The organism is Brevibacterium antiquum CNRZ 918, from assembly GCF_900169145.1.
GTDB classification, from domain to species: Bacteria; Actinomycetota; Actinomycetes; order Actinomycetales; family Brevibacteriaceae; genus Brevibacterium; species Brevibacterium koreense.
Map to the genome: position 1 here is coordinate 289,633 of NZ_FXZD01000002.1, position 17,072 is coordinate 306,704.

At 64.6% G+C, this 17,072-nt stretch carries 16 protein-coding genes and 1 pseudogene; 14 read left to right on the forward strand and 3 right to left on the reverse strand.

The annotated features are described in order from the left end of the window. Nucleotides 1–112: 112 nt before the first annotated feature. The 5 genes and pseudogenes from BANT918_RS03980 (at nt 113) to BANT918_RS04000 (ending at nt 5,676) form a co-directional block, all read left to right on the forward strand. The gene (locus tag BANT918_RS03980; RefSeq protein WP_101619042.1) at nt 113–1,510 is read left to right on the forward strand and encodes an FAD-dependent oxidoreductase; all 1,398 of its coding nucleotides are present in this window, start codon (nt 113–115) and stop codon (nt 1,508–1,510) included. Between the two features lie 184 nt (nt 1,511–1,694). Further along, nucleotides 1,695–2,546, forward strand: coding sequence for an aldo/keto reductase (locus BANT918_RS03985; protein WP_101619043.1), 852 nt, complete (start codon nt 1,695–1,697; stop codon nt 2,544–2,546). Nucleotides 2,547–2,705: 159 nt separating this feature from the next. Beyond that, nucleotides 2,706–4,414, forward strand: a pseudogene (locus tag BANT918_RS03990) (carbon starvation protein A). Nucleotides 4,415–4,420: 6 nt separating this feature from the next. Further along, the gene (locus tag BANT918_RS03995) at nt 4,421–4,723 is read left to right on the forward strand and encodes a cory-CC-star protein (protein WP_208618001.1); all 303 of its coding nucleotides are present in this window, start codon (nt 4,421–4,423) and stop codon (nt 4,721–4,723) included. Continuing rightward, nucleotides 4,714–5,676 (forward strand): ArsA family ATPase, encoded by a 963-nt coding sequence (locus BANT918_RS04000; RefSeq protein ID WP_101619044.1) that lies wholly within the window; start codon nt 4,714–4,716, stop codon nt 5,674–5,676. Before BANT918_RS03995 ends, BANT918_RS04000 begins: the two co-directional genes overlap by 10 nt. A gap of 84 nt (nt 5,677–5,760) precedes the next feature. Here the strand turns inward: BANT918_RS04000 and BANT918_RS04005 are convergent, their stop codons facing one another. After that, nucleotides 5,761–6,498, reverse strand: coding sequence for a TetR/AcrR family transcriptional regulator (locus tag BANT918_RS04005; protein WP_101619045.1), 738 nt, complete (start codon nt 6,496–6,498; stop codon nt 5,761–5,763). Nucleotides 6,499–6,630: 132 nt separating this feature from the next. On the opposite strand from BANT918_RS04005, the gene BANT918_RS04010 reads away from it, so the two are divergent. Then, complete coding sequence (locus tag BANT918_RS04010; protein WP_101619046.1) at nt 6,631–7,578, forward strand: ketopantoate reductase family protein; 948 nt, start codon at nt 6,631–6,633, stop codon at nt 7,576–7,578. Nucleotides 7,579–7,898: 320 nt separating this feature from the next. After that, a complete protein-coding gene (locus BANT918_RS04015; protein ID WP_208618003.1) occupies nt 7,899–8,090 on the forward strand; it encodes a hypothetical protein in 192 nt (63 codons plus the stop codon). Nucleotides 8,091–8,094: 4 nt separating this feature from the next. Here BANT918_RS04015 and BANT918_RS04020 read toward each other — a convergent pair whose 3' ends face one another. Next, nucleotides 8,095–8,490, reverse strand: a complete 396-nt coding sequence (locus tag BANT918_RS04020; RefSeq protein ID WP_233430342.1) for a helix-turn-helix transcriptional regulator — start codon at nt 8,488–8,490, stop codon at nt 8,095–8,097. A gap of 1 nt (nt 8,491) precedes the next feature. Beyond that, the gene (locus BANT918_RS04025; protein ID WP_101619047.1) at nt 8,492–8,941 is read right to left on the reverse strand and encodes a hypothetical protein; all 450 of its coding nucleotides are present in this window, start codon (nt 8,939–8,941) and stop codon (nt 8,492–8,494) included. Between the two features lie 81 nt (nt 8,942–9,022). Here BANT918_RS04025 and BANT918_RS04030 point away from each other — a divergent pair, with 81 nt between their 5' ends. From BANT918_RS04030 to BANT918_RS04060, 7 genes are all read left to right on the forward strand, one after another. Beyond that, complete coding sequence (locus BANT918_RS04030; RefSeq protein ID WP_101619048.1) at nt 9,023–11,386, forward strand: MMPL family transporter; 2,364 nt, start codon at nt 9,023–9,025, stop codon at nt 11,384–11,386. Between the two features lie 22 nt (nt 11,387–11,408). Beyond that, nucleotides 11,409–11,801, forward strand: a complete 393-nt coding sequence (locus BANT918_RS04035; RefSeq protein ID WP_101619049.1) for a GNAT family N-acetyltransferase — start codon at nt 11,409–11,411, stop codon at nt 11,799–11,801. A gap of 210 nt (nt 11,802–12,011) precedes the next feature. Continuing rightward, nucleotides 12,012–13,001 (forward strand): TAXI family TRAP transporter solute-binding subunit, encoded by a 990-nt coding sequence (locus BANT918_RS04040; RefSeq protein ID WP_101619050.1) that lies wholly within the window; start codon nt 12,012–12,014, stop codon nt 12,999–13,001. Nucleotides 13,002–13,055: 54 nt separating this feature from the next. Next, a complete protein-coding gene (locus BANT918_RS04045; RefSeq protein ID WP_101619051.1) occupies nt 13,056–13,484 on the forward strand; it encodes a DUF1850 domain-containing protein in 429 nt (142 codons plus the stop codon). Between the two features lie 6 nt (nt 13,485–13,490). Beyond that, nucleotides 13,491–15,536: a TRAP transporter permease gene (locus BANT918_RS04050; protein WP_101619052.1), complete on the forward strand. Its 2,046-nt coding sequence runs from the start codon at nt 13,491–13,493 to the stop codon at nt 15,534–15,536. Nucleotides 15,537–15,609: 73 nt separating this feature from the next. Next, nucleotides 15,610–16,707 carry a pirin family protein gene (locus BANT918_RS04055; RefSeq protein WP_101619053.1) on the forward strand — a complete coding sequence of 366 codons (1,098 nt, stop codon included), beginning with the start codon at nt 15,610–15,612 and terminating at the stop codon, nt 16,705–16,707. Next, nucleotides 16,704–17,072 (forward strand): GNAT family N-acetyltransferase, encoded by a 369-nt coding sequence (locus BANT918_RS04060; protein WP_101619054.1) that lies wholly within the window; start codon nt 16,704–16,706, stop codon nt 17,070–17,072. Before BANT918_RS04055 ends, BANT918_RS04060 begins: the two co-directional genes overlap by 4 nt.

The window sequence follows — 17,072 nt, forward strand, 5'->3', positions numbered from 1 at the left end:
CGCTCCGGAGTAGGCTCACAACCAACGCATCGTCAACCAACGCATCGTCTGCTGGTAGGCTCACAACCAACGCATCGTCAACCAACGCATCGTCTGCTGGAAGGAACCGATCATGGCCGAGAACAACCACGACGCCGATTCGCACGAGCACGTGGACCTCCTCGTCATCGGGTGGGGCAAGGGCGGAAAGACCCTGGCCGGGACCATGGCCAGAGCCGGCAAGCGCGTCGCCGTCGTCGAGCAGTCGGATGCCATGATCGGCGGATCCTGCATCAACATCGCCTGCATCCCCACGAAGATCTTGGTCCACGACGCGGAGAACAAACGCGATGACGACGACACTGACGAGTACTTCGCGAAGGCCGTGAAGCGCCGCGACACGTTGACCGGGGCGATGCGGAAGAAGAACTTCTCCATGCTCGACGACCTCGACTCGGTTCTCCTGGTCTCCGGTCGCGCCGAGTTCACCGGCGAACGCGAAGTCCTCGTCACCGGCGGTGACGACACCATGCAGATCACCGCGGACACCGTCGTCGTCAACACCGGCTCGCTCGCGAACATCCCACCGATCGACGGAGCGACGCTCGGCGGTCGCATCTACGACTCGGAGGCCCTGCAGCACGTCTCCCCGTTCCCCAAACGCCTGGTCGTCGTCGGCGGTGGATACATCGGACTCGAGTTCGCATCGATGTTCACTCACTTCGGCTCCCAGGTCACCGTCCTCGACCGCGGCGAGCGTCCGCTGGCCAATGAGGATGCCGACGTCGCCGAGGTGGTCGCTCAGGCTCTGGCCGATGACGGAGTCACGATCATCAACGAAGCATCCGTGACCGCTGTTGCCGATGGAACCGATCAGGCCACCGTGACCTACGAGGTTGGTGGCGAAGAGAAGCAGGTCGACGCCGAGGCTGTCCTCCTGGCCGTTGGCCGTGCGCCAACAACCGAGGGCCTGGGCCTGGGCAAGGCCGGGATCGAGACCGACAAGCGCGGCTTCATCACGGTCGACGAGCACCTGCGCACCTCGGCCGAGGGCGTCTTTGCCGTCGGCGACGTCAATGGCGGACCGATGTTCACCTACATCTCTCTCGACGACAATCGGATTCTTGCTGATCAGCTGCTCGGAGAGGGTGAGCGGAGTACCGCAGACCGGAGTGCTGTGCCCTACACGATGTTCCTGACCCCGCCTGTGGCCCGCGTCGGGCTGAGCGAGGACGCCGCTCGCGAACAGGGGTATGACGTCAAGGTCGGGGCGAAGGCGATGGCCGACATCGCCGCAGCGCCCCGGGCGAAGATCGAGGGTGACCCGCGCGGCATCGTCAAGTTCGTCGTCGACGGAGCCACCGACCACATCCTCGGCGCCGCACTCGTCCACGTGCACTCGCAGGAGGTCATCAACACCGTGGCCCTGGCGATGCGTCACGATGTCACCGCCACCGAGCTGCGCGACACGATCTACACCCACCCCTCCGCGACGGAAGCGCTGAACGAGGTGCTTGGGGCGGTGCAGTAGGGGAGGCACGCGGCGCGTCGACACCACGGTGGAGTGCCGAGCCCACTGTGCGCACAGAGTGGTCTCGAACCTCCGCAACTGTCTCGATGTCGCACGGCTGGATGTCGCGCGGCTGGGCGGTCGCGTGATCCCACGGCCGCGTGACCTCTGGCCCGAACCGCCTCGGCGGTCATAGGGTTGGGGCATGTCCTCATCAGTGCACGGCTCAGCGATTCCCACCCTTGACCTCAACGACGGCACGTCGATCCCGCAGATCGGCCTCGGCACCTACGCGATGAAGGGCGATGAGGGCGTCGACGCGATCGTGGCCGGCATCGGCAATGGCTATCGTCTTCTCGACACCGCGGTCAACTACGAGAATGAGCGCGAGGTCGGCCAGGCCATCGCGAACAGTCCTGCCGGCCGGGACGAGCTCTTCATCACGAGCAAGATCCCGGGCCGCCATCACGGCTACGAGGAGGCCATCGCCAGCACAGAGGAGTCGCTGGCCAGGATCGGCCTGGAACGACTCGACCTCCACCTCATCCACTGGCCCAACCCGAGCGTGGGCAAGTACGTCGACACTTGGCGCGGCCTCATCGAGCTGCGCGAGCGTGGACTGGTGACCTCGATCGGCGTCTCGAACTTCACCGAGGCGATGCTCGAACAGCTCATTGCCGAGACCGGTGTGACGCCTGCCGTCAATCAGGTCGAACTCCACCCCTATTTTCCGCAGACCGAGCTCATCGAATTCCACAAATCCATCGGCGTTCAGACCGAATCCTGGTCACCGCTGTACCGCGACCAAGGGCTGTTCAATGAGGCCCCCATCGCCGAGGCGGCCAGTGCCCATGGCGTCGAACCGGCCCAGGTCGTGCTGCGCTGGCACCTCGAGGTCGGCAGTCTTCCGATTCCGAAGTCGGCCAACCCTGCCCGCCAGGGGCTCAACGCTGACATCTTCGACTTCAATCTCACCCCCGCCGAGGTGGACGCGATCACCGCTCTCGAGCGCGGTCGGATGAAGGATCGTGACCCGCTGACCCACGAAGAGATGTGAGAACGCAGGAACCGGGCCTGCAGGCAATCACTGCCACTGGGTGAAAGGTAAGGAAACTCACAGCACCTGGTAGGGTTGGAGTGTAGATTACTTTGAATTCTTGGCGGCGGCGCAGTGATGCGCGGCGAAAGGGAGGCGCCCCATGGGTCCCTGATCATCATGCTCATCGGCCTGGCGATGTTCGTCGGCGGCTATCTCCTGTATTCGAAGTATCTCGGTCGTAAGGTCTTCCAGCTCTCCGACGGATTCACGACCCCCGCGCATGAGATGCGTGATGGAGTCGACTACGTTCCCACGAACAAGTACATCCTCTGGGGCCACCACTTCACCTCGGTCGCCGGCGCGGCACCGATCGTGGGCCCGGCGATCGCGATCATCTGGGGCTGGCTCCCGGCCCTGCTGTGGGTGACGATCGGCACCATCTTCTTCGCCGGTATGCATGACCTGGGAACACTGTGGGCCTCGGTGCGGAACAAGGGACGTTCGATCGGGGCTCTGTCCTCCCGCTACATCGGCAAGCGCGGGGCCAACCTCTTCCTCATCGTCATCTTCCTCCTCCTGCTCATGGTCATCGCGGCCTTCGCCGTGGTCATCAAGAACCTGCTCATCAGCACCCCCACGGCGGTCATCCCGACTTGGGGCGCCATCGTCGTCGCTCTGCTCGTGGGTCTGTGTGTCTACCGCCTGCGGATTCCGCTGATCCCGGTCACCGTCATCGGTGTCGTGGCCCTCTACTCCCTCATCGTCCTCGGCAACGCTGTGCCTGTGGTCCTGCCCGAATCAATCCTCGGGATGAGCCCGGCCACGTTCTGGATCGTCGCCCTCTTCGTCTATGGTGCAATCGCCTCGCTGCTGCCGGTGTGGGTGCTGCTGCAGCCACGTGACTACATCAACGGCGTCCAGCTGTTCATCGGCCTCATCCTGCTCTTCGGCTCGGTGCTCACCGCCACACTGTTCTCCGCGGTCAAACCGGAGATCGTCGCCCCAGCCGTCAACATGAACGTCCCCGACGGCACACCGAGCATGGTTCCCCTGCTCTTCGTCACCATCGCCTGCGGTGCCATCTCCGGCTTCCACGGCATGGTTGCCTCCGGAACGAGCTCGAAGCAGCTGGACAAGGAGACCGATGCACGATTCGTCGGCTACTTCGGCGCAGTCGGCGAGGGCTGCTGTCCCTGGGCACCATTCTGGCCATCATCGGCGGCATCAAGTCGACGGCCGCTTGGCGCGAGATCTACTCGGCCTTCGGTGAAGGCGGCGTCGACGCCTTCGTCCAGGGCGGCGGCGCCCTGATGGAGAACGGACTCGGGCTGCCCGCATCCCTCTCGGCGACCGTCCTGGCCACCATGGCGGTCCTGTTCGCGGCGACGACGATGGACACCGGCATGCGTCTGCTGCGGTTTGTCATCCAGGAGATCGGCGAGACCGTCAAGCTGCGCATCAGCAACGTTCCGGCCACCCTTCTCGTCGTCGTCATCGGACTCGGGCTGACGTTCTCGCAGGGTCTCGGCGGTGAAGGCGGTCTGCGGATATGGCCGCTGTTCGGTACGACCAATCAGCTCATGGCCTCTCTGTCACTGTCCATCATCGCGGTGATCCTCATCCGCAAGCAGAGGAGCCCGTTGCCGGCGTTGATCCCCCTGGTCATCGTCTTCGTCATGTCGTTCTGGGCTGCCATCGACCAGTTGGTCAGCTTCGCCACCCCCGGATCTGCGGACTGGCTGCTCTTCGCCCTCGATGTGATCATCATCATCGCCAGCATCTGGGTCGCCATCGAAGCGATCCTGGCGATGCGTCGGGCTTACAAGGAGCCGCCGGAGACACCGGATGCGGACGAGAAGATCGTGGCCTCCCGAGAGAGCATCTGACCTGTGATGTCGCCGATCAGTCGCGGTTCCATCCTCCACGGCCTGAGGGCTCTGCCGGAGAAGTGGACGGCCTTTCGCTCCGGTCTGCTCGAGTTCTACATCGGACCGTATCGGCAGACGCTGAAGCGTGAGCAGCAGGCCGAAGACGACTTCTTCTCAATCGTCGTCCTCGGCGAGTCGCTGGGCGTTCCCGACCCGGCAGCCTATTACACGGCCGAACTCATGCCCGCCGTGTGGGGAGACTTCCACGCCTGGCACCGGCGGATGGGCCTGCCGCGCTCTCCTCTGGATCACATCGCATGCTGTTAGACGTCGCTCGCTCCCGCAGACTCCTCTTCGTCGGCGGCAAAGGCGGAACGGGCAAGACCTCGGTCTCGTCCGGGCTTGCGCTGGCACGGGCACTCGACGGCGGTCGGGTTCTGCTGGTGTCGACGGATCCGGCCCACAACCTCGGCGATATCTGGCAGCACAAGCTCTCCGACGCTCCTTCGCGCGTGTTAAGGGCCGAGGCGGGGTATGTCGATGCTATCGAGGTTGATCCGCAGGCGACGATCGAGGCGCACTTCGCAAGCGTCGAGTCGATGATGGTGCGCATGCTGCCCGAACGCACGCACACCGCGGTGCGCGATCATCTCAAGACAGCAAAGACCGCTCCCGGCAGCCATGAGTCGGCCGTGCTCGAACGGATCGCGACGATCACCGAGGACTCGGTCGGGGCCTACGACCTCGTCATCTTCGACACGGCGCCGACCGGCCACACCGTGCACCTGCTGTCGCTGCCCGAGCGGCTGACCGGCTGGGCCGAGACCCTGGTGTCCAACCGCGACCGCTCCGAACGCTTCGCCGCCGCGGCGCGCTCACTCGTCAGCCCCAAGGAGGAGACGCCGGGCCCCGATGCGCAGATGCGACGAACCCTGCTGGCCCGTCGGGACCGCTTCGCTCTGCTGCGACGGACCATCGCCGACTCACAGCAGACGGGTTTCCTCATCACCACGCTGGCCGAACGGCTGCCCGTGGCCGAGACCCTCGAACTGGTTCGACAGCTGCGCGACCTGCACGTCGACCTCGCCGGGGTCGTCGTCAATCGCCGCTCGCCCGCGAACGCGGGAGACCTCCTCGCCGCCCGCCGTGACCTCGAGGACCGCCAGCTGGCGGAACTGACCAGGGGCGTCGCGCCGGTGCCGGTGAGTGAGGTGCCGCTCCTGGCAGGCGAGCTCACCGGGCCCGAGGCCGTGCGCCAGCTCGCCGATCTCCTTGTCTGAACGCGGACCGACCGGAGGGCCGGTGTGAGCCTGCAGGCTCGGACGAACTGCCAACGACGGACTCGGCAGCGCTTGGGGAGCGCCTCATGCCTCTGGGGCGGACGCAGGAGGAAAGACCTCGTGCAGTCCCATGCGACTCGGCCGGGGCAACGGTCTGGCAGTCGTTGAACCGTTCGCCTCGAAGCTCTGCAGCAGATAGGCCATGAGCCGGCGGGAGAGGTCATGGGCATGCTCGGGCGGGGCCTCGCCCAGGCCGCCGTTGGCGAGGAAGATCAGCAGCAGGTCGCTCGGGTCGAAGTCCGACCGCAGTCTGCCTGCCTTCTGGGCACGGTCGACGAGGTTCGCGAAGGTCGATTCCGCGCGAATGCGCTTCTCGTCGACTCCCGAGTCCTCAGCGAACGTCGAGAGGAAGGCTTCGGTGAATCCGCGGTCCTCGATCTGCATCCGCCCGAGGTCTGCGATGAAAGTGCAGAACCCGTGCCACGGATCAGGGTCTGCCGCTGCCTCGTCGAGGACTGATTCGCAATGCCCGATCTGCGTGGCAAACACCTCGGCGATCAGGGACCGGCGGTCGGGGAAACGTCGGAACAGGGTCGCAGCACCCACCCCTGCTCGTCGGGCGATCGCCGTCATGGGCACATCGATGCCGCGTTCGGCGAAGAGCTCGCGCGCGGCCGTGAGAATGCGAGCCCGGTTGTGAGCAGCGTCGGCGCGCAGCTTGGAGTCGGCCGAATTGGGGCTGCCCGAATACACGCTGTCCGAATCCGGGCTGTCCGAATCGGCGGGGGAGCGCTGAGTGTCGATCTGAGTCGGCTCGGTCATTTCTTCTCTCACTTCCGCAAAATCGGAATGCATCGTTGGTTTCTCCGCTTAGTCTAGACGTAAGTGGAAGCCAGGTTCCACATATTGTGGGGCAATGAGAAGCGTCGAACGGCGCAGAGGAGTGCAAGACCTATGAAGATTCTGATGTTCGGTCGCGGAGTCATTACGACACTGTACGGATGGGCGCTGGAGAAGGCCGGAAACGATGTCGACTTCTATGTTCGCCCTGGCCGGACCGCCGACTTCGGTCCCTCGGTCGACCTGGACATCAGGGATGGCCGGGCTTTGCGAAAGGGGAAGCCCGTCAAAGGGCCGTGGCCGGTGACCCTGCGCGAAGACCTCGAAGCCGATCATGATTACGATCTCATCATCGTCAGCGTCAACCACGATCAGCTGGACACCGCGGTCGACATCCTCAGCACCCGGGTCGGTGGGGCCACGGTTCTCATCTTCAACAACGTCTGGGCCGATCCCGCCGCCGCCGTGGCACGGCTGCCCCGCAAGCAGGTCGTGTGGGGATTTCCCGGAGGCGGAGGCGGCTATTCCGACAACACTCTGCATGGCGGCTTCGTCAAAAGCGTCTTCCTGGGCGACGTCGATGGGTCGAGCCGCACTGACAGACACCGGGCGGTCCGTGAGCTCTTCACGACGGCAGGATTCTCAATCTCAGATGTCGCAGACTTCCGCAGCTGGCTGTGGTTCCACGTCATCCTCGACGCGGGAATCATGGTCGGATGGCTGCGGATGGGAAGCTTCGACGCACTCGTCCGATCGCGTCGTGCCCTGGGAGAAGTCGTGCGTCTCGTGCGAGAGATGATCCCGGTGCTCAAGGCGAAAGGCGGGACCTCTAGGCTCGGCGGCGCAGCGGCAACGTACATTCCTTCCGGCCTCATCGGCTTCGCCATGCATAAGCTGCTGACAGGCGACAACCTCTACACCTTCATCATGGACCAGGCGCAGGCCACCGGACACATCGACTACGAGGCGAAGGCCATCTACCCCCGCGATGTCCTCGCCGACGCCCGTCGACTGGGAGTCTCGGTTCCCCGGCTGGAAGGAAACGAACCCGCGTTCAGATAGGTCTCGAATCGTCGACATCGCCGAGGTGGGACCGTAAGTCCATGTGAGAATGTTCCCTGTGAGATCGGAGCTGAGGAGCCAAGGTGCCGCACGGGACCAGCGTGCACCGCGTGATCGGCGTGCCCTGCGCGGGGCTGCGGCCGCGGGCTGTCTTTGTCGCGGCTGACCTTGTCGGTGCTGGCCAGCCAGTCACTGTCCCATCTCCTCTTCTCCGTCTTCACCCCGATGGCGGGGACCCAAGGCCCGTCCAACGCGGTTGAGCGGCACGCGATGCACCACTCCGGATCCGCAGGGTATGGGCCGCGATTGGGATGCTGGGTGTGGCCCAGGACGTCAACGTCAACACCGGACTCGTCGAGATCCTGCCACCGGCCGATGACGACTCGGCGTGGGCGGTCCAAGAGATCCAGCGCAGCTTCCCAACCGCGGTCGATGCCGCTGCGATCGACGTCGACACCATGGAAATCACGGACCGCGTCGACTTCTCCGACTACGGGGGAGGCGGCGTTTGAAGGGCTAGTTGGCACCCCCGTCGGGAGCACTCCGCGGCAAGTCAACGATGTTGTCCGCGATCCCAGCAAGATACCGAGTCCCGAGCGGCGTGAGCGAAAGGTCCTTCCGTTTCGCTCCTGTCCTCGGGGCGCTGGTATCGGTGCTGGCCAGGAGTCCGGAGTCCTGCAGGCGTTTGAGCGTGCGATACAGGCCGCGCTCGGTCACGTGCCAGCCTGTGGTGGCGGTGACCTTCTCGGCAACGGCGGCGACCCCGATCGGCTGATGCTCGGCGACGATGGTCAGCGTGACCGGCGTGAGCATGGACTTCTTGTAGGTCTCGACCCAGGCGTCGACCTTGTGCGTCAGCCACTCGTCGTTCTCATCGAGACGACCACTGTCTTCCCGAGGATGCTGGGCCACCTTAGTCCTCCCAGCCGCGTCCGAGCACCGAGCCGAGGAGATGAATGAGCAGTCCGAGGCCCCAGAATGCGCTCATCACCAAGGTTGCTCCGAACCACGACGAGCCCAGGAGAGTGTGCGCCACGGACTGAACCTCGGCGTCTCCGCCGGCGATCATCGCACGAATGACGGCGTGGAGATTGAACGATGTCGTCACCGCGACATAGGCGATGACATGGGCGATGACGAGGCCGAAACGCACATGCAGCAGTCTCCGACGGTTGATCACGACCCATGCCGCGATTCCGATGGCGACGATCGCGGTGAGGATTCCAGCGAGGATCGTCACTTCACCGCCGGTCAGTGCGATGACGAACTGGATGATGAGCATGGCGCCGATGAGCGTCAGGGCATAGGGGAAGAGGAGGGAACGGGCATTGGCTGTCTGCGCTGCCTGTGCTGTTGTGTCCATACTGGTACTGTACCAATGGTTCACTACTAGCGGGGAGAGGTGCGGAAGAATTTTCCGATGCCGACCGCGTAGTCTGAGAACATGCCCCGCCACCTGCTCACCAGCACCCCTCCGGAGCCGACCAAGCTCGATTCTTCAGGCCTCGATGAATCCCCTGAGTCTCCGAAGTCGCGCAAGCCCATCCCCGCCCGCCGCTCCCTCATCGCACTCTTTGCAGTGCTTCTCGTCGCGTGGGTGGGCATCGCCGGGGTCGGTGGCCCCTACTTCGGCAAGATCTCCGAAGTGTCAACGAACGACAGGTCGACATTCCTGCCCGAATCGGCCGAGTCCACCAAGGCCCAGGAGCTCATCGACCAGTTCAGCGACCTCGACTATGTTCCCGCCATTGTCGTACTCGAAGACAAGGACGGGGTGAGCGAGGAGAGCACGAACGACCTCAAGGACCTGGCCAACACGCTCGACGACGAGGGACTGCTCGCCGCCGACGCGTCGCCTGTCATTCCTTCCGAGGACGGCGATGCCCTCGAGCTCATCCTCCCGGTCTCCACCGACACCACCGCCGATGATGTGGAGCAGATTCGCTCCATCATCGCTGGGGAGTTCCCGACTGCGACCGCCGACAACGCGACCGCCACCGGCGATGGCAACTCCATGCCCACCTCGGCGGACGTGTATGTCACCGGCCCCGGCGGATTCTCCGCGGATCTGACCTCGGCGTTCGCGGGCATCGACGGCATCCTCCTGCTCGTGGCCCTCATTGCCGTCTTCGTCATCCTCATCATCGTCTACCGCTCGCCGCTGCTTCCCGTCATCGTCCTCTTCACCTCGGTGGCGGCGCTGTCGGCCTCGATCTTCATCGTCTGGCACCTCGCCGATGCTGGCGTCCTCCTCATCAACGGCCAGGTCCAAGGCATCCTCTTCATCCTCGTCGTGGGCGCGACCACGGACTACTCCCTCCTGGTCGTCGCCCGCTTCCGCGACGCCCTCCTGAGGGAACGCGACCGAGTCAGAGCCGGGTTGGCAGCCGTCAAGGGAGTCCTCGAGCCGATCGCGGCTTCGGGTGGCACCGTCATCGCCAGCCTCCTCGTTCTGCTTCTGACCGACCTCGCCTCGACTCGAGCGCTCGGCCCGGTCGCAGCGATCGGCATCGTCATGGCCATGCTCGCGGCCCTGACCTTCCTGCCCGCCGCCCTGATGATCATCGGCCGCGCCGTGTTCTGGCCCTTCCGCCCGCAGGTGCGCACAAGCGGGTCGCCAGCGCCGAAGAAGGGGCTGTGGGGCCGCATCGCCGAGGTGGTCGCTCGGCGGCCGCGCGTCATCTGGATCGGTCTCGTCGTCCTCCTCGCCCTGCCCCTGATCGCATTCCCCCAGTTCAAGGCCTCCGGAGTCGCACAGAGCGATTTCGTCCTCGGCGAGTCCGAGGCCCGCGATGGCCAGGACGTCCTGACCGAGCATTTCCCCGGCGGATCAGGTTCGCCCACCCAGATCGTCGTGGACAAGGACCAGCTCAAGGCGACAGCGCAAGCCCTCGGCGACCTCGGCGGAGTCGAATCGATGTCGGTCGTCGCCAACGACTCCCCGAGCGGAACTGTTGCCCTCGACGATGACGGAGCGCTCCAAGCGCCGCAGGGCCAAGCGCCGCAGGGCCAGGGCGGACCCGACTCGCAGTCGACGGCATCGCTGGAGCCCACCGAGATCGATGGTCAGGTGCTGCTCGAGGCAACACTGTCCGACGCTGCCGATTCCCTGGCCGCCGAGGACACGGTCACCTCCATCCGCGACGCCGTCCACGAGGTCGACTCCCAGGCCCTCGTCGGCGGGGAGACCGCGGTCGACCTCGATACGAACACCACCGCCGAGGCGGATCGAGCATTGGCGATCCCGCTCATCCTCGTCGTCATCACTATCGTGCTCATCCTGCTGCTGCGCTCGCTCGTCGCACCGCTGCTGCTCGTGGCGCTGACGGTGCTGTCCTTCGGCACTGCACTCGGTGTCTCCGCGCTGGTGTTCAACCACCTCATCGGATTCTCCGGAGCCGATCCTTCGGTGCCGCTGTACGCGTTCGTGTTCCTCGTCGCGCTGGGCATCGACTACAACATCTTCCTCATGTCGCGTGTGCGGGAGGAATCCTTGCGCCTCGGCACCCGCAAGGGCGTGCTGGAAGGGCTGGTGGCCACGGGCGGGGTCATCACCTCGGCGGGGATCGTGCTTGCGACGACCTTCGCCGCACTTGCCGTCATTCCGGTCATGTTCCTGTTCCAGCTGGCCTTCATCGTCACCTTCGGCGTCCTCCTCGACGCCATCCTGGTGCGCTCACTCGTCGTCCCGGCACTCGTCCACGACATCGGCCGCAGCGTCTGGTGGCCGTGGCGGAAGCGGATTCCGGTCGATGGTCGAACACCAGGGGATGTGCAGACCGCCTCCAGACGTGCACAATGGAAGTGATGCCGTTCGAGGAGGCTGGAACATGTCTGAAACAGTGCAGGATTCCACCGGTGCCAGGGTGAGCGTGGAACACGATGAGCAGAACTCGGCGTTCGTAGTCAGAGTCGACTCAGGAGAGGTGGCCGGGCGGGCCCACTACCTCGCCGGTCCCGGGTCGGGTGCCGAATCCGGGGCGGGCTCCGAGCGGATCATGTATCACACGGAAGTCGGCGAGGAATTCTCGGGACGCGGCCTGGCGAAGATCCTCGTCTCCCACGCGCTCAAAACCAGCAGCGACACAATGGTCACGGTGGTGCCGGTCTGTCCGCTGTTCGCCGAGCGGCTGAAAGAGCATGGCAACGACTTCCTCGCCATCGGAGGCCGGTACCGCTGGGCCACCGAGGCTGACGTCGAGTTCGTGAAGCAGAACATCTGACACATCGTTGACGCTGCTGGCGGCCCTGGCAACAGAGGAACTCAGCTGATCGGCAAAGGTGCAGATCCAGTGACAGGAAACGGAATGATCACATTCGGTCTTGTCGCCTGATGCAGTGATGGCGACGATGGTGTTTATCGTCTAGTGTACGGAAAGTAGCTTTCTCTCAAGCAACTGTCATATTGCACTCAGGTTTCGAAGGAGAACACCATGAAGCGCCCTCTTCGCCGTTCAAAGATCTTCACGTCAGCGGCGGGCCTTGCCGCCGTGGCTCTCATGGCCACCGGATGCGGTGGAGGAGGAGGCGGTGGCGGTGAGGAAGGCGAAGCGAGCGCTGACTTCATCACAGTTGCAACGGGTGGATCTTCCGGCGTGTATTACCAGGTCGGAGCCACCATGTCCGAGATTCTGGCCGACGAGCTCGGTGCCGACACCTCCGTCCAGTCGACCGGTGCCTCGGTCGAGAACCTCACCCTGATCCAGGACGGCGGGGCGGAACTGGCCTTCACCCAGGGAGATGCCGTGGACCAGGCGTTGGCGGGCGAAGGCGCCTTCGAAGGCAAGAAGATCGACTCCCTGCCGGTCGTCGCCAACCTCTACAACCAGTACGTGCAGCTCGTGACCATCGAGGGGTCGGGCATCGAGACCATTGACGATCTCAAGGGCAAAGCGGTCTCCGTCGGCGATCAGAACTCCGGCGTCGAACTCAACGCGCGCACGGTCGTTGACGCCTACGGGCTCAGCTACGAGGACTTCAATGCCGACTACCTGCCCTACAGCGAAGCCATCGACCAGATGCGCAACGGCCAGCTCGAAGCAGCCTTCGTCACCAGCGGACTGCCGAACTCGGCCGTCACCGACCTGGCCACCAGCGACGACGTGAAAGTCATTCCCTTCACGGGAGACGGACGTGAGAAGCTCCTGTCGGAGCATTCGTACTTCGGCGAGGGAGAAGTGCCAGCCGGAACCTATGGTGACAACGAGGCTGCGGATACGCTGACCATCCCTAACCTGCTCGTGGCGAGCCCGTCGCTGAGCGACGACGCCGTCCACGACATCACCAAGACGCTGTTTGACAATCTCGATCAGATCCAGGCCTCGCACAACGCGGCCAAGGACATCACAGTCGACGGAGCTCAGGACGTGTCCGTCAGTGAGCTCGCTCCCGGGGCACAGAAGTACTTCGACGAACAAGGCTGACCCATCAGGAGCCTGACACGGAGGGCGGCTCTGACCTTCGCGACGGCGGTGGGGATGGGCGCCGTCGTTTCGGCGACCGTGTCCGGGCCGACGCCGAAGCGGTTGATCATTCGCGAGCAGCCGCCGGGACATCAGGTCTTTCGGTCCGTACCCGTCAACGACAACGACATGGTCGCGATGACCTGGATGCATTCAGTGGACAAGACTCCGTGGTGGGAGTTCTACGACGTCGTCGGTGACGAACTCGTCCTCGACTGCACCGAGCTGGCCCTCATGGGCGCCGGCACACCGTTCAATGCGCCGGAGACCGAGCTCGACGGCGACATGGTCCGGCTGTGCGGACTCGATGAGCATTTCCCCGCCATTCGCTGGATCCATTCCCACCGCGTCCACCACCGGATCTACCTCGACGATGAGCTGCTGCTGCCCACGCAGGCCATCGACCATCACGTACGTGCCGAAATGATTGTGATCGGAGACTGAAGAACCATGACGAACGAGCATCGTCCCGAAGCGGGCCCCCAGGAGGCCTCGAGTTCGTCTCTGACGCCGGACATATCAACAGAGGGCTCGGTGCAGGCCGAAGCGCGCATCGCGCCGGAGCAGGCTTCATCGACCGACGCCGTCGAGAAGTACGATCGCGAATCGCGCACCCGTGACGTCTGGTCGACGAAGCTGGCGCTGCCGCTGACGATCTTCGCTGTTGGGCTCTCGCTCTATCAGATCTACTACGCCCTCTTCGGAGGTCCTCCGACGCTCGTCCACCGTGCCATCCACGTGGGAGCGATCCTCGTGCTCTGCTTCGCTGTGCAGCGCTTCCGCCTCGGCGAGAAGCGCAGAACCCCGCCTTGGTACGACTGGCTGTTCATCGCCGGCTCGATCGCCATCGTGGTCTATCTCGCTGTCGTATTCGAGAAGCTGACCGTCAGCGGCGGACGCTTCGACCCCATCGATGTCGTGTTCTCCTCGCTGTGCCTGCTCCTCGTGCTCGAGGCAGCACGCCGGGTCACCGGGCCGGTGCTGCCGATCCTCGCCGTGCTCTTCATCGTCTACGACTACTACGGGCGATCGATGCCCGGACTCTTCCGGCACCGCGGCTATGACCTCGACCAGATCGTCACGTTCATGTACGAGTCGACTGAGGGAATCTTCTCAACGGCGATCGGAGTGTCCTCGACCTACATCTTCCTCTTCATCCTGTTCGGTGCCATCCTGCAGAAATCGGGAATGGGCCAGTTCTTCAACGACATCGCGATGGCCCTGGCCGGGCAGGCGCGTGGAGGTCCCGCGAAGGTCGCGGTCCTCGCATCGGGCTTCCTCGGCTCGATCAACGGTTCGGCGATCGCCAACGTCGTCACCACCGGCGCATTCACCATTCCGATGATGAAGCGGGTGGGGTATCACCGCAACTTCGCCGGGGCAGTGGAATCGGCCGCCTCGGTGGGTGGTCAGATCATGCCGCCGATCATGGGTGCGGCGGCCTTCATCATGTCCGAGACACTCGGCATCCCCTACACTCAGATCGTCCTCGTCGCCATCATTCCCGCCGTGCTCTACTACTTGGCGATCCTCATCCAGGTCCACCTGCGTGCGACCAGCCAGGGCCTCAGCGGCATCAGCCGCGAGAACCTGCCGGCGGTGATGGAGGTGATGAAGGCACGCGGGCATCTGCTGCTGCCGCTGCTGTTCCTGCTCTACATGCTCTTCTTCTCCGGAACGACGATCCTCTTCGCCGCGGTGACCACGATCTTCGTGACGGTGGCCGCAGCGATGGTGCGCAAGACGACCCGGATGTCGATGCTGGACATCGTCCACGCCCTGCGAGACGGCGCGCTCACCGCAGTCTCCGTGGCGGTGGCCTGTGCCTGTGTGGGCATCATCGTCGGTGTGGCCACCCAGACCGGCTTCGGCGTGAAACTGGCCGGGACGATCGTGACCATCGGCGGCGGCTTCCTGCTGCCGACGCTGCTGATGACGGCGGTCGCCTGCATCATCCTGGGCATGGGGCTGCCGAGCATCCCCGCATACATCATCGTGTCCACGATGGCGGCTCCGGCTCTGGTCCAGCTCGAGGTTCCTGCCCTGGCTGCACACCTGTTCGTGTTCTACTTCGGGCTCTTCGCCAACATCACGCCGCCCGTTGCGCTCGCGGCCTTCGCCGCGGCCGGACTCTCCGGCGGCAGCCCGATGCGCACAGGATTCCTGGCGATGCGTCTGGCCCTCGGCGGACTGATCGTGCCCTTCGTCTTTGTCTATCAGCCCGAACTGCTCATGCTCGACGGCACACTGTGGGACACGGCCCGAGCCACGGTCATCCTGCTCATCGGTGTCTGCCTCATCGCCGTAGCTGCGGAAGGGCAGCTCTTCGTTCCGCTGCCGCCCTGGCTGCGGGGTCTCCTCGTCATCGGCGCGATCGGCCTCGTCACCCCGAGCTACATCTTCGACCTCATCGGCGCCGTCGTGGCGGTCGCTGCCTTGGCCATCACGATGGTGATGGCCAAGCGGCAGGACAGACTTGCGTGGAGAGAGATCTGAGAGGCTGCGACCCCGAGATCGTCCAGCGCGGCCTACACTGGCTTTGAGGTCGCAGTGTGAAGGGACGGCAGACATGAGCAATGTGGAGACGAAACCGACGGAGGTCGTCTGCAAACCCGGAGGCCTGCCGGGACCCGAATGCGCACAACAGGGCAGGGCGCCGGTCGAGATCCTCACTGCCCGCGACGTTCCCCTGGGCGGACCGCGTGCCATGAGCGTGCGCCGCACCCTGCCGCAGCGACAGCGTTCCCTCATCGGCCCCTGGTGCTTCGTCGACCACTACGGGCCCGATGATGTCTCGACCTCGGGCGGCATGGACGTCGCCCCGCACCCGCACACAGGTCTGCAGACGGTCAGCTGGCTCTTCGCGGGCGCCGTCGAGCACGTCGACTCCGGTGGAAACACCGGTCTGGTCCTGCCCGGGGAGGTCAACCTCATGACCTCGGGTCGCGGCATCTGCCATTCCGAGGTCTCGACGGAGGACACGACGGCGCTGCACGGAGTCCAACTGTGGTTGGCGCTGCCCGATTCCGTGCGACATCGAGAGTCCCGAGACTTCGAGCACTTCGCCCCAGAGGTCGCTTCCTTCGACGGTGGCGAGATGCTCGTCTTCCTCGGCGAGCTGTGGGGAACGCGCTCACCCGTGAACACATATTCCCCGCTCATGGGCGCCGAGGTGCGCCTGCGTCCGGGAGCCGCCGTCGACCTGCCCGTCAATGCGGGCTTCGAACACGGAGTCCTCGTCGATTCCGGCGACATCACCGTCGAAGACGTTCCCCTGCCCGCGAATGCCCTCGGCTACACCGGCGTGGGCCTGTCCGAGATGCGCATCACCAACCGCGCCGAGACCGACGCCCGCATCGTCCTCATCGGAGGCGAACCCTTCGACGAGGAGATCCTCATGTGGTGGAACTTCATCGGTCGCACCCATGAGGAGATCGCCGCCTACCGTGAGGAATGGCAGGCAGAAGGCGAGCGTTTCGGGGTCGTCGACGGGTACGTCGGCAAGGGCGGTCCCGGGCAGAACGCCGACGGGCTGTCCAGGCTTCCCGCGCCGAGGTTGCCCGACGTCCGCATCAAAGCGCGGAGGAATCCGCCGCCCCACGTTCACGCCGACCCTGAGGCCACCTCGAAGACTGAGAGCCCGCAGAACAAGGAGACTCAACAATGAGCGAAGCACTGACCGACAAGACCGGCGAGGCCGTCACCGTCGACCTCGACGAAGCCCGCGGCGCCTACGTCATCATGGACGCCTCAGGCACTGACGCCGGCCGTGCCTTCTACATCACCGGGCCTGATGGAGCGCGGATCTTCCATCACACCGAGGTTGATGATGCATTCGGCGGTCGTGGACTCTCGAAGGTGCTGATCGCTCAATCGTTGGAAGGCAGTCGTGAGCAGGGGGTGACAGTGGTGCCCGTGTGCCCGCTGTTCGTGAAGAAGCTCGCCGATACCGGTGATGACTACCTGGCCCAAGGCGGACGATTCCGCAAGGCCACCGGTGCCGACATCGATCTCGTCAAACGGGAGGCCTGA